Genomic DNA, 12,262 nt, shown 5'->3' on the forward strand with positions numbered 1-12,262 from the left:
AGATTTTTCATGTGCTCGAAGACTGCAACCCGTTTTCCGCACTCGCTTTTTTTGGTTGCGGCGGCGAAGCCGCCGCCGCAACCAAAAAAGAGCTCAAACAATTGCTCCAACCGGGGCTAGAAGTTTTTTTCTTCCTTCTTTCACGGTTTTTCGCGCAAAATACTTCAGCAAAAAATCGCTAACTTTCGGAAAAAGAAAATATGTCAGAGTTGGTCCCAATTTTTCAATCCTCTTATTTATATGAAATCGAGTTGGCGAAAACCAAGTTGGCTTCGCGCGAAATTCCGAGTTATATAAAAAATGAATTCGTAAACAACATCGCGGTTTTTCCAATGTCACAAAATTATTTTCTCATGGTCAGCGAGCGTGATTTCGAAGCTGCTGAAAAAATTCTGCAGGAAAACGACGAAATCACCGACGAAGATTTCAAGGAACTATAAATTTCAAAACGTAAAAATTTGCCGCTAAAACGGCATTTTTTTTTGAATTAACTGCTGAAAGATTTCTAATTTTTTACCTGCTATTTGGGCAAATTTTTTCAATTTGCGTTTCAAATTATTCTACATCATTTTCCAAAATTTTACCTGTTTTAGCGGCAAATTTTTCATTTTTGAAAAATTCTGCTTTTTACCGCATTAGCTCTACAAAATTTTAGTTGCTTTTTTGGCAAATTTTTTCAATTTTCTTTAATCAAATTTCCACTCCATTAATTATAATTTTTAAACCACACAACCATATTTCTCTTTGTGCTCCCTCTTTAAATTCCTTATCTTTACGCAAAATTTTTACGTAAAATGACAGATTGGAAAACCGTAAAAGAGTACGATGATATCACGTACCAAAAAAGTGGTGGCGTGGCCCGAATCGCGATAAACCGTCCGGAAGTTCGTAACGCTTTCCGCCCAAAAACCACCTCGGAATTGTATGATGCTTTTTACCACGTTTCAGAAGATTCTTCCGTAGGTGTAGTGTTGCTCACGGGTGAAGGTCCGAGCCCGAAAGACGGCGGCCACGCTTTTTGCAGCGGAGGCGACCAGAAAGCGCGTGGCGAACAGGGTTACGTAGGTGAAGACGGCAGACATCGTTTAAATATTTTAGAAGTTCAGCGCTTGATCCGTTTTATGCCGAAAGTGGTCATTGCGGTTGTGAATGGTTGGGCTGTCGGCGGTGGACATTCTCTGCACGTTGTCTGTGACTTAACCTTAGCCAGCGAAGAGCACGCGATTTTCAAGCAAACCGATGCTGATGTTACCAGTTTTGATGGCGGCTACGGCTCGGCTTATCTCGCAAAAATGGTCGGACAGAAAAAAGCACGTGAAATTTTCTTTTTGGGCAGAGATTATTCCGCGCAGGAAGCAGCAGATATGGGAATGGTCAACGCGGTGATTCCGCACGCGGAACTTGAAAATACTGCGTACGAATGGGCGCAGGAAATTTTAGGAAAATCGCCAATGTCCATCCGCATGTTGAAATTCGCAATGAATTTAACTGACGACGGAATGGTAGGCCAGCAGGTTTTTGCAGGCGAAGCCACGCGTTTGGCATATATGACCGAAGAAGCCAAGGAGGGACGCAACGCTTTCCTGGAAAAAAGAAAACCTGATTTCGGCGACAATAACTGGATTTCGTAATTGGAGGATGGAGTATGAAGGGTTGAAGATGAGGAAGGAATATGAAGTGTAATTATACAGTTTTAGTGGCGGTTTGAAGTCTCTGGTTTATAGAGCTAAAAAGTTATTGCTTCAGCGTACTTTACTTTTTTAAAATCATTACTCTAAAATCAATTATTTCTAACCTCAAACTACAAACCTTAATCTCAAATCTGACAACTGACAACTGAATATATGATAGACTGGATAAAAGCAGCGCGGCTGCGGACTTTGCCACTTTCGGTAAGCGGCATTATTCTCGGCTCCTTTATCGCGCGTTGGCGTGTTGTGGAAGCCGGCGGAGACTGGGATTGGCGAATTTTTGCGTTGGCGCTTTTGGTGACTTTGCTGTATCAGGTGCTTTCGAATTTTGCAAATGATTACGGCGATGGCATTCGTGGCACCGATGAATTGCGTGTAAATGAAGCCGAACAGCGTGCTGTAGCTTCAGGAAAAATTACCGCAAACCAAATGCGAAATGCGGTAATATTGTTTTCTATATTATCATCAGCAGCCACAGTTGCGCTTTTATATTTTGCGTTTTTTAAGGATGGTTTTATCACGGAATTTTACACTTTTGTTGGTCTTGGAATCGCCTGTATTTTAGCAGCGATTGGCTATACCGTCGGTAAAAAACCATATGGATACATGGGTTTGGGAGATATTTTTGTATTTATATTTTTCGGTTTGGTCTCGGTGTGTGGCAGCTATTTTCTTTTCACCAAAGAATTTCATTGGGACACGTTATTGCCCGCATCGGCAATTGGTTTGCTAAGCGCTGCTGTTTTGAATCTGAACAATATGCGCGATATAGAAAGTGACGAATTAAGCGGTAAAAAAACATTGGCGTTGCGCCTTGGTTTCAAAAGAGCAATGGTTTATGAAATCATTCTTTTGCAGCTGCCGTTGCTTTTCGTTTTGGTATTTATGATGATGAACGGCTTGCACAACCAGGGAAAATATTATGCTTTTATCTTTTTTATCCTGATGTTACCGCTGACCGGTTTGCGACGCAAAATTATGCAGGTCACCACGCCAAGAGAACTGGATCCGTTTTTAAAACAGGTTGGAATTATCGCTTTAACGATGGCGGTTTTAGTCGCATTTGGACTTAATTATTTTAATTAAAAAACACACAGATGATGGATGCTAAAATTAAATTTAAATTTTTGGGACAAAACTGTTTTTTGTTCACTTATAACGGCAAAAATATCCTGTCTGATCCTTTTTACAATTACCAGAAAGAAAAATCAGGGTTTGATATCGCTGCGCAGAAAATCGATTATGTTTTAATTACACACGCGCACGGCGATCACATTGCCGATGTGAAAGAAGTTCTGGAAAACCACCCGGAAGCTCAGGTTATCGGTCAGCCGGAAATTTGCGGCTATTTTGGGCATAAAAATTCAATTGATATTAATTTCGGTGGTTCTGCAAAAATCGATGATCTGAAAGTTTCAATGGTTCCGGCAAGTCACACCAGTTCTTTTCCCGACGGAACTTATGGTGGCGAACCTGCAGGATATTTTTTCCGCCTTCCGGGCAAGAATATTTACTTTTCCGGCGATACCGGCGTTATGGCTGATATGGAAATTTTTCCGAAACTTTTTGGTTTTATTGATTTAGCGATACTTCCCGTGGGCTCACATTACACCATGTGCGCCAAAAAAGCGAGTTTTGCTGCTTTGGAATTACTGAAAACGCCACGCGTTATTGGCTGTCATTTCGATACTTTTCCCCCGATTACCATCAATCACGACGAAGCTGAACAACATTTTAAAGAAAAAAACATTGATTTTACCTTGCCAAAATTAGGTGAAGAATTTGAAATCTAAAAATGCTGTATCCGACCGAAATATGGAAAGAATATCCTCTGAATCTGGAAATTGATTCGCCGTACCGCGTTGAAGTTTCTAACTACGGCCGTGTGAAAACCTATAACAAAAACCGTCCGGATGGAGGTTTAATTAAAGGTTCACTGCAAGGTGGCTATCCCATTGTTCGGTTTACATTATTTAAAGAAAGACCTTTAGATGTCGCCGAAAAAATTGAAGCGCTGAATGAACTTATAGCTTTTCTGGAAGACAGAAGAAGAACATTGGTTAAAAAAAGCCTTAAAACACCGGAAGAAATTGCGGAAATAGAAGAGTTGAAAAACCAAAGGCTTTCTGTAATTGCAAAGCGGAAAAAATATATTTTAAAAACCGACCGTAAGCGTCAGGTTTTTTCTCATTTCCTAATTCATCGCGCGGTGGCAGAACTTTTCCTCGAAAAACCTGCTGATGCTGAAGTGGTGATACATAAAGATTTTAATAAAGAAAATAACCTCGCAAGTAATCTGCAATGGGCGACAAAAGAAGAAGCTTTCGCGCGTTATGCCGATAATCCGTATTACAAAACGAAAAAATACGCGGAAAACACTTTCGGGCAGGAAAGAAAAAAATCCACCAACGAAAAACTTTCCGTAGAAAATGTGCTTTATATCAAAGAAAAACTAGCTCAGGGAAAAACTCTTCGCGAACTCGCGCAACAGTTTAAAGTTTCTGATATGCAAATTCACCGCATCAAAAGGGGAGAAAATTGGAAAAACGTAAAGACTTTAAGTGAAATAAAAACTCAAAACGAGAAGAAATAAAAAATGGCAAGCTACCTAAATCACACCGCTACAACCGATTACCTTTGCTGCGTTCCCACCCTGGAGGAGTTTCAGGAGCTGGTTGTTTAGGACTTGCCGTTGCAAAGATACGCCTTTAATTCAAAATTCAAAATTCTACGCCTTAAAAAGGCAAATTTTATTAAAATAAATATGACTAAAAACATTTACACCATTGGTTTTGTGCTCTTTCTAATTACCATGGCAATTTTTCTGGGACTGTATTTTTTCGGCATGAATACCGATTATTTTAACAATTCGCTTCTCATCAACGCTTTTATACTTCCCGTAATTTATCTCGGCGGCGCTTATGTTTCGGTAAATTCTGTCCGAAAAGCCGGTATAAAAATGGGTTTCCGTGATGCTTTCGGCCGTGCTTTTAAACCAATGTTCATCGGCGGACTTCTTTCGATCATCACGATGTTTTTATTCTTGAATTTTGCTGATCCTATCGCAAAAGATTTACTTAATTTTCAATACATCGAGCGGCAAAAAACCGAGCTTGAAGCGGAATACGCCAAAGCCAGCCAGTTTGTAAAAACGCCCGAAGAAAAAGCGGAACTCGATAAAAAATATCAGGAAAGAAAGGAAAGTTTTGCACCAAAAATGATTGAAGGAAAGGACATGTTTAGTTTCCGCCAGTTTGCGTATTATTTCGCCGCAGTCTTGGTTTTTTATATAATTCTTTCCACCTTTTTCGCCAGTTTTTTCAGAAGCAGAACCGAACTTTAATTCAAATGGATGCTGCAAAGAAATAATGCCTTAATTTTGTGTCAAATCTAATTTTATCAATGAATTTATCGATTATCATTCCGCTACTTAATGAAGAAGAATCTTTAGAAGAACTTTTTTCCCGCATTGATAAAGTGTGCAATTCCGAAGGTTTGTCCTACGAAATCTGGTTTGTAGACGATGGCAGCACTGATTTGTCCTGGAGCATTATCGAGAATTTACGCGTGCAGAATCCACAAATTCACGGAATTAAATTTTCGCGCAATTATGGTAAATCGCAGGCGCTTCATGCGGCTTTTGAAAAAGCGCAGGGCGATGTTATCATCACCATGGATGCCGATTTACAGGATTTTCCCGAAGAAATTCCGGAGCTTTATGACATGGTCAAAACAGAAGGTTACGATATTGTCTCGGGCTGGAAAAAAAAGCGTTTCGACAATGTGATGACGAAAAATATTCCGTCAAAAGTCTTTAATGCTGCGGCGCGAGGAATATCCGGAGTTTCACTTCACGATTTCAACTGCGGTTTGAAGGCGTACAGAAAGCAGGTCGTAAAATCAATTGACGTGTATGGCGATATGCACCGATATATTCCTGTTTTAGCGGCTAATGCAGGCTTCCGGAAGATTACCGAAAAACCGGTGCAACATCAGGCCAGACCGTACGGAACTTCAAAATTTGGTACCGAGCGTTTCGTGCGCGGCTTTTTAGATTTAATAACACTTTGGTTCGTAAGCCGTTTCGGTGGCCGGCCGATGCATTTTTTCGGCGCAGTTGGTACCGTAATGTTTATTGTTGGTTTTCTTTCGGCTCTTTGGCTTGGAATCTCAAAATTAATCGACGTTTCGAAAGGAATTTACGGACATTTATTAACGGATAATGCGTGGTTTTTTATCTCTTTAACCATGATGATTTTGGGAACACTTTTATTTATCGCCGGCTTTTTAGGTGAAATGCTGATCCGTACCAATCGCCCGCACGAAAATTATCATGTGGAAGAAGTGATTTAAAAATTACCTGCTATTTGACCCTTTTTTTATGAAAAATCTGTTTTTGCTTTTGCTTTCATTTTTGATTCTTTCCTGCGGAAAAGTGCGCCCGAAAGGCGATATTTCCAGCACCGATGTTAAAGTGGAAGATTTTGTAAACCTGAATTTAGATGGAAAATTCCGCGCGTTTTATGTCAAAAGTGACAGCAGTTACGTGAATATTGAAACGTATAAAAACGTGAGCAAAAACCTGAAACTAAAGGTAAAAAACAAAACTTTAAATATCACCGAAAGCCGCGAAACAGAAGGCGTGGATTTCTATAATGTCACCATTTATTCCAAATATAATTTAGAAAAAGTTGCAGTTGCTAAATCGGTTGAACTGAATATTTCCAGCGAAATCAAGACCGATAATTTCCGGCTGAATTTAAAAAATAATGCTAAATTTATTGGATCAGTAAATACGCGCCGCGCGGAAGTTGAAATGAACCAGAAAAGCCGTGCTAATTTTTTAGGAAAAACCACTGAAGCAGTGCTGAAGATTTCTGATACCGCAAGTATCATCGCGCCGTACTGGATGATAGAAAGCGCAAAAATTTCGGCAAAAAACGGCAGCTACACCGAAATAAATGTAACCGATTCTTTAAAAGGCTCCGTTGAAAAAACCGCAAAACTCGCGTATTACGGCGATCCTATTCAGGCTTTAAAAATTGAAAAAACAGCAAATGTTCAGCACGAAAAATTAGATTTATAATTTACTTCCGAATACTAGAAATTAAAAAATTATGACCACTTTAGAAAAAGCAAATCTTTGGCTCACAGATACTTTCGATGCAGAAACCCAAAATGTAATCCGTCAGTGGATCGAGGCTGATTCCGATGAAATGGAAGATTCTTTCTACCGAGAACTGGAATTCGGCACTGGCGGAATGCGCGGAATAATGGGCGTTGGTACTAACCGTTTAAACAAATATACGTTAGGTCAGGCAACACAGGGACTTGCAAACTACCTTCACCAGCAGTTTCCAAATCAGGAAAGCGAAGGTTCGGCGAATTCGGAGAAGAGTCAAATAAAAGTGGCTATTGCTTATGACGTTCGACACAATTCGAAAGAATTTGGTAAAATGTGCGCCGATGTTTTAACGGCAAATGGCATCAAAGTTTTGCTTTTCAAAGAGCACCGCCCAACTCCGGAGCTTTCGTTTACTGTTCGTGACAAAAACTGCAACGCCGGGATTGTCTTAACAGCGTCACATAATCCGCCGGAATACAACGGCTATAAAGTATATTGGAATGACGGCGCGCAAATCGTTCCGCCAGACGATGAAGCGATAATTAAAGAGGTTTATTCGGTAAAATTTGAGGAAATTAAATTTCAGGGAAATGACGATTTAATTGAATGGGTCGGTGAAGAACAAGACGATGTTTACATTGATGCATGTATGGAAAATTCGCTGTACCAAAATGTAGGTCGCGATAATTTAAATATCGTTTTCACCTCCATTCACGGCACGACTTACACTACAGTTCCAAAGGCGCTGGAAAAAGCAGGCTTTAAAAAAGTTGATCTGGTGCGCGAGCAAATGATTCCCAGCGGTAATTTCCCGACCGTAGCTTCACCAAATCCGGAAGAACCGGCCGCGCTGGAAATGGCGCTGGATTTAGCCAGAATTACCAATGGTGATATTGTTATCGGAACGGATCCGGACGGCGACCGTTTGGGAATTGCAGTGCGAAATTTGGATGGTGAAATGCAGCTTCTGAACGGAAATCAAACCAACACGATTTTAACCTATTATATCCTCGATCAGTGGAAAAAAGCCGGGAAAATTACGGGTAAAGAATTTATTGGATCAACCATTGTGACTTCTGATATTTTCTATGACATTGCTGAGAAATTCGGTGTGGACTGCAAAGTTGGTTTAACTGGTTTTAAATGGATCGGAAAAATGATTCGCGATTTTGAAGGTGTAGAAAAATTCATCTGTGGTGGCGAAGAAAGTTTCGGTTTTATGACCGGAGATTTCGTGCGCGATAAAGATTCCTGCGGTTCTATTTTATTGGCCTGTGAGATCGCGGCATGGTGCAAAGCCAATGGTAGTACGATGTTCGAATATATGATTGATATTTACAAAGACCTTGGTTTATATTACGAAGGCTTGGTAAATGTGGTGCGAAAAGGCAGAACTGGTGCAGAAGAAATTCAGCAAATGATGAAAGATTTCCGTGAAAATCCGCCAGAAATGATCGCAGGTTCCAAAGTGGCAACGGTGAAAGATTTCCAGGAACAAACATCATTAAATCTTTTGAACAACGAAAAATCCACGATGGACGACATTCCAAAATCCAACGTGCTGATTTATTACACCGAAGACGGAACAAAAGTCTGCGTGCGCCCTTCCGGCACGGAACCTAAAATTAAATTTTATGTTTCCGTTAAAGACGAAATTCAGTCCAAAGAAGAATTTAAAGAAAAAATTGCGCATTTAAGCAGTAAAATTGATCAGGTAAAAAGCGATTTGCAATTGTAAAAAAAAGCCTGTTTTAGCCGGATATTTTTTAGCGGATTCCGGAAAAATTTTAATTAAAACTAAGAAAATGAAAGTATCAAAGCTCGCCGAAAATTTAATTGGTTCGGAAATCATCAAAATTGGTAATCAGGTAAATGATCTGAAAACGCAAGGCGCCGAGATCGCCAATCTTACCATCGGTGATTTGGATGCCAATATTTACCCGATTCCCGCAAGGCTGAAAGAAGAAATTCAGAAAGCTTACCAAAATAACCTGACCAATTATCCGCCGGCAAACGGCCTTTTGTCTCTGAGAAAAGCTGTTTCCGAAGATCTAAAAAATCGCTGGAATCTTAAATATTCTGCAGATGAAATCTTAGTGGCAGGCGGCTCCAGACCTTTAATTTATGCTACTTTCAAAACGATTGTTGATGAAGGTGATAAAGTGGTTTATCCAATTCCTTCGTGGAACAACAACCATTATGCCTATTTGACTCACGCTGAAAAAATTGAAGTTGAAACGGCTCAGTCCAATAACTTTTTGCCGACTGCAGAAGAATTGAAACCTCATTTGGAAGGTGCAGTTCTGCTGGCTTTATGTTCTCCGCTGAATCCGACCGGAACAATGTTTACTAAAGATCAGCTCACCGAAATTTGTGAACTTGTTCTGGAAGAGAATAAAAAACGCGATGAGAATGAAAAACCGCTTTATCTGATGTATGATCAGATTTACGCGATGCTTACTTTTGATGAAGAGCATTTCAATCCGGTTTCTCTTTTCCCGGAAATGAAGAAATACACCGTTTTTATCGACGGAACTTCAAAATGTTTTGCGGCAACGGGAGTCAGAGTAGGCTGGAGTTTTGGTCCTACGGAAATTATTGACAAAATGAAAGCATTACTCGGCCACATCGGGGCCTGGGCGCCAAAACCTGAGCAGCAAGCCGTTTCGGTATTTTTGGGTGAGACGGAACATTTAGACTTTTTTGTGAATGACTTTAAGGGAAAAATCGCTGACAGTTTAAAGATTCTGCATACAGGAATTCAGGAAATGAAATCCCGTGGGTTGCAGGTCGACAGTATTAAACCGATGGGTGCACTGTATCTCACCATCGAGCTTGATTATTTAGGCAAAACAAAACCCGATGGTTCGCAGATTGCGGATTCGTCTGACCTTGTATTTTATCTGATCAACGAAGCTGGTGTGGCGCTGGTACCATTTTCGGCGTTCGGAAATTCACGGAATATGCCTTGGTTTAGGGCATCAGCGGGTGGTTTATCAGCTGATGAAATAAAAAAAATGTTGCCGAGATTAGAAGCTGCTTTAGAAAAATTAGCCTAAAAAAGAGGCTTTTTTTTATCATTTAAAATCACAATAAAAATATGAAAATTATCGCTGTAATTCCGGCCCGCTACGAAGCTACGCGTTTTCCCGGAAAGTTAATGCAAAAATTGGGCGATAAAACGGTGATTTCTACAACTTACCAAAACGTAGTAGAAACGCAGCTTTTTGATGAAGTTTTCGTCGCAACAGATTCCGAAATAATTTTTGAAGAAATTTTGTCCCTCGGTGGAAAAGCCGTGATGACCGGAACGCACGAAACGGGCAGTGACCGCATTGCCGAAGCGGTGGAAAAAATCGACTGCGATATTGTGGTAAATGTTCAGGGTGACGAGCCTTTCCTGAAAACCGAACCGCTGAAAAAATTGATTTCAGTTTTCAATTCTGATTTCAACAAGGAAATTTCGCTGGCTTCATTAAAAATAAAATTAAACAGGAAAAGCGAAATCGAAAATGCCAATAATGTGAAAGTTATTACCGACGGCGACGGTTTCGCGCTGTATTTCAGTCGCTCGGTGATTCCATACACGCGCGGTAATATGGAGGATACAGAATATTTTAAACATATCGGCGTTTATGCTTTCAGAAAAGAAGCTTTGAAGCAGTTCACGCAACTGCCGATGAAACCGCTGGAAATCGCGGAAAAAATAGAATGCCTGCGCTTTCTGGAATACGGCATGAAAATAAAAATGATCGAAACGGACTTTGTTGGCGTGGGAATAGACGTTCCTGCGGATTTGGAGGAAGCGCGCAGACTTTTGCGATTATAATTTCTTTCAATTAAAAAAGTATATATTTGGTCGCTTTTTCGGATTAAATTTTTTAGCCCTTAAAGCACGTAATTTTTTAAAAACGCAATTTTTATATTGCCAATGATTATAATGAAAAAGATTTTTTTAGTTTTTCTACTCGCTTTCAGCACCATTATTTCAGCACAAACCGCAAAGGAAATTATCGATAAAAACATCGAAGTTTCGGGCGGACTTACCAATTGGAAACTTCTGAATTCCGTTTTGCTGCAGGGAAAAGTAACTTTGGGAATTAATGATGACTATCCGATAAAAATTTATCAGCAAAGACCAAATCTTACCAAAACCACCATTATGATTGGTAAAAAAGAATCTGCGGTGGAAGGTTATGACGGTACGAAAGGTTACGCGATGAACTACGCCACCAACAAAATCCAGGAATACCCGAATTATTCACCCGAAAGTTTCGACAATGATTTTATCGATTGGGAAAACAAAGGTTTTGAAGCTGAATTTGTAGGTAAAGAAAAAGTGGGTGATGTGGTTTGCCTGAAAGTTGAACTGACAAAAAACGTCAATAAAACCCTGTATTTTTTCAATGCTAAAACGTACATGCTAATAAAGGAAGTGCAGAAAGATGAAACTTTAACGTATGATGACTACCGTGCGGTCGGAAATTTGATGATGCCTTTCCGGATAGAATCTACATCGCCGAAAAAGGACAGCGATTACGTGATGATTTTAAATAAAATAGAAACCAACAAAGTTTTCCCGGCGAATACTTTTAAATTTTAATATGATGAAAAAATTATTTATTTTGTTTTTAGCAGGCGGCGCGTTGCTCCAAAGCTGCAAAAACATTAACAAAAATACCGCAAACATGAGCACAAACGAAACAGCGAACAAATCTCTGTTCGATTACAAAGTAGAAAGTCTGGACGGTAAAGAGATAAATTTTGCCGATTTTAAGGGCAAAAAAGTGCTGATCGTAAACACCGCTTCGGAATGTGGTTTTACGCCTCAATATGCTGATCTTGAAAAACTTTCAAAAGATTATGCGGACAAACTTGTAGTTGTAGGTTTTCCGGCAAATAATTTCGGTGGGCAGGAACCCGGAACAAATGAAGAAATCGGAGCTTTTTGCGAGAAAAATTTCGGCGTAACTTTCCCGATGGCTGCTAAAGTTTCGGTGAAGGGTGACGACATCGCACCGATATTTAAATATCTGACTGAAAAAGATTTGAACGGAGTAAAAAACACCGCTATTCTTTGGAATTTTACCAAATTTCTGGTGGATGAAAACGGAAAGTTAATCGATTCATATATCAGCACCACAAAACCGGACAGCGACGCGATTACAAAATATTTGAAGTAAAAATTGGTCTTTTTACTGTTTTTAAGGTTGGTTTACGGAATTTTTCCGTAAACTTTTTTTTGGAAAAAAACAGTTGTTTAGCGCGGAAAATATGGTTGAATGCTTTGTGGCGCGAGCGAAGCGAGCGTCAATTTCCACAAAGTTCTAGAGAAATAATTCGTCGCGAACCTTGTCAATGTTTTTTTAAAAAAAAAATATGCCGCTAAAAAGGCAAATTTTTAGAAAACAGAAACGGCGCGAGCGAAGCGAGCGCCATATTTTCA

13 protein-coding genes and 1 other RNA gene are annotated in these 12,262 nt (G+C 39.8%); 13 read left to right on the plus strand and 1 reads right to left on the minus strand.

Translation table 11 applies throughout. The annotated features are described in order from the left end of the window. The first annotated feature begins 200 nt into the window (after positions 1 to 200). The 5 genes from BMZ55_RS01915 to BMZ55_RS01935 all read left to right on the plus strand — a co-directional run bounded on the left by BMZ55_RS01915 (position 201) and on the right by BMZ55_RS01935 (position 4,284). On the plus strand, positions 201 to 440 hold the full coding sequence (locus BMZ55_RS01915) for a putative signal transducing protein (RefSeq protein ID WP_039344776.1): 240 nt from the start codon (positions 201 to 203) through the stop codon (positions 438 to 440). Between the two features lie 354 nt (positions 441 to 794). Continuing rightward, positions 795 to 1,631 carry a 1,4-dihydroxy-2-naphthoyl-CoA synthase gene (locus BMZ55_RS01920; RefSeq protein WP_089818172.1) on the plus strand — a complete coding sequence of 279 codons (837 nt, stop codon included), beginning with the start codon at positions 795 to 797 and terminating at the stop codon, positions 1,629 to 1,631. 213 nt (positions 1,632 to 1,844) lie between these two features. After that, positions 1,845 to 2,777, plus strand: coding sequence for a 1,4-dihydroxy-2-naphthoate octaprenyltransferase (gene menA / locus BMZ55_RS01925; protein WP_089818174.1), 933 nt, complete (start codon positions 1,845 to 1,847; stop codon positions 2,775 to 2,777). A 26-nt stretch (positions 2,778 to 2,803) separates the two neighbouring features. Further along, a complete protein-coding gene (locus BMZ55_RS01930; protein WP_089819360.1) occupies positions 2,804 to 3,484 on the plus strand; it encodes a metal-dependent hydrolase in 681 nt (226 codons plus the stop codon). A 2-nt stretch (positions 3,485 to 3,486) separates the two neighbouring features. Continuing rightward, entirely contained in the window at positions 3,487 to 4,284 is a 798-nt protein-coding gene (locus BMZ55_RS01935) for an NUMOD4 domain-containing protein (protein ID WP_089818176.1), read from the plus strand. A gap of 1 nt (position 4,285) precedes the next feature. On the opposite strand, the gene ffs is transcribed toward BMZ55_RS01935, so the two are convergent. Then, positions 4,286 to 4,383: signal recognition particle sRNA small type (gene ffs / locus BMZ55_RS01940), an RNA gene on the minus strand. Between the two features lie 72 nt (positions 4,384 to 4,455). Between ffs and BMZ55_RS01945 the strand changes: the two genes are divergently transcribed. The 8 genes from BMZ55_RS01945 to BMZ55_RS01980 all read left to right on the plus strand — a co-directional run bounded on the left by BMZ55_RS01945 (position 4,456) and on the right by BMZ55_RS01980 (position 11,999). Beyond that, complete coding sequence (locus tag BMZ55_RS01945; RefSeq protein ID WP_089818178.1) at positions 4,456 to 5,034, plus strand: DUF4199 family protein; 579 nt, start codon at positions 4,456 to 4,458, stop codon at positions 5,032 to 5,034. A gap of 59 nt (positions 5,035 to 5,093) precedes the next feature. Beyond that, positions 5,094 to 6,044 (plus strand): glycosyltransferase family 2 protein, encoded by a 951-nt coding sequence (locus tag BMZ55_RS01950; RefSeq protein ID WP_089818180.1) that lies wholly within the window; start codon positions 5,094 to 5,096, stop codon positions 6,042 to 6,044. Between the two features lie 28 nt (positions 6,045 to 6,072). After that, positions 6,073 to 6,777, plus strand: coding sequence for a GIN domain-containing protein (locus tag BMZ55_RS01955; RefSeq protein ID WP_089818182.1), 705 nt, complete (start codon positions 6,073 to 6,075; stop codon positions 6,775 to 6,777). Between the two features lie 31 nt (positions 6,778 to 6,808). Then, the gene (locus BMZ55_RS01960; protein WP_089818184.1) at positions 6,809 to 8,554 is read left to right on the plus strand and encodes a phospho-sugar mutase; all 1,746 of its coding nucleotides are present in this window, start codon (positions 6,809 to 6,811) and stop codon (positions 8,552 to 8,554) included. Positions 8,555 to 8,621: 67 nt separating this feature from the next. Further along, positions 8,622 to 9,875, plus strand: a complete 1,254-nt coding sequence (locus BMZ55_RS01965) for a pyridoxal phosphate-dependent aminotransferase (RefSeq protein WP_089818185.1) — start codon at positions 8,622 to 8,624, stop codon at positions 9,873 to 9,875. A 41-nt stretch (positions 9,876 to 9,916) separates the two neighbouring features. Further along, positions 9,917 to 10,645, plus strand: a complete 729-nt coding sequence (gene kdsB / locus BMZ55_RS01970; RefSeq protein ID WP_089818187.1) for a 3-deoxy-manno-octulosonate cytidylyltransferase — start codon at positions 9,917 to 9,919, stop codon at positions 10,643 to 10,645. Positions 10,646 to 10,756: 111 nt separating this feature from the next. Continuing rightward, positions 10,757 to 11,419: a LolA-like protein gene (locus tag BMZ55_RS01975; RefSeq protein ID WP_177179771.1), complete on the plus strand. Its 663-nt coding sequence runs from the start codon at positions 10,757 to 10,759 to the stop codon at positions 11,417 to 11,419. A gap of 4 nt (positions 11,420 to 11,423) precedes the next feature. Then, a complete protein-coding gene (locus tag BMZ55_RS01980) occupies positions 11,424 to 11,999 on the plus strand; it encodes a glutathione peroxidase (protein WP_089819365.1) in 576 nt (191 codons plus the stop codon). The last annotated feature ends 263 nt before the right edge of the window (positions 12,000 to 12,262 follow it).

This window comes from Kaistella treverensis (genome assembly GCF_900114045.1).
GTDB classification, from domain to species: domain Bacteria; phylum Bacteroidota; class Bacteroidia; order Flavobacteriales; family Weeksellaceae; genus Kaistella; species Kaistella treverensis.

Bases quoted from the DNA above. Each gene is read 5' to 3' on its own strand.
- BMZ55_RS01950 (WP_089818180.1), top strand. From the start codon at position 5,094: ATGAATTTATCGATTATCATTCCGCTACTTAATGAAGAAGAATCTTTA.
- BMZ55_RS01920 (WP_089818172.1), top strand. From the start codon at position 795: ATGACAGATTGGAAAACCGTAAAAGAGTACGATGATATCACGTACCAA.
- BMZ55_RS01975 (WP_177179771.1), top strand. From the start codon at position 10,757: ATGAAAAAGATTTTTTTAGTTTTTCTACTCGCTTTCAGCACCATTATT.
- BMZ55_RS01960 (WP_089818184.1), top strand. From the start codon at position 6,809: ATGACCACTTTAGAAAAAGCAAATCTTTGGCTCACAGATACTTTCGAT.
- BMZ55_RS01965 (WP_089818185.1), top strand. From the start codon at position 8,622: ATGAAAGTATCAAAGCTCGCCGAAAATTTAATTGGTTCGGAAATCATC.
- BMZ55_RS01945 (WP_089818178.1), top strand. From the start codon at position 4,456: ATGACTAAAAACATTTACACCATTGGTTTTGTGCTCTTTCTAATTACC.
- BMZ55_RS01935 (WP_089818176.1), top strand. From the start codon at position 3,487: ATGCTGTATCCGACCGAAATATGGAAAGAATATCCTCTGAATCTGGAA.
- BMZ55_RS01955 (WP_089818182.1), top strand. From the start codon at position 6,073: ATGAAAAATCTGTTTTTGCTTTTGCTTTCATTTTTGATTCTTTCCTGC.
- kdsB (WP_089818187.1), top strand. From the start codon at position 9,917: ATGAAAATTATCGCTGTAATTCCGGCCCGCTACGAAGCTACGCGTTTT.
- menA (WP_089818174.1), top strand. From the start codon at position 1,845: ATGATAGACTGGATAAAAGCAGCGCGGCTGCGGACTTTGCCACTTTCG.
- BMZ55_RS01915 (WP_039344776.1), top strand. From the start codon at position 201: ATGTCAGAGTTGGTCCCAATTTTTCAATCCTCTTATTTATATGAAATC.
- BMZ55_RS01980 (WP_089819365.1), top strand. From the start codon at position 11,424: ATGAAAAAATTATTTATTTTGTTTTTAGCAGGCGGCGCGTTGCTCCAA.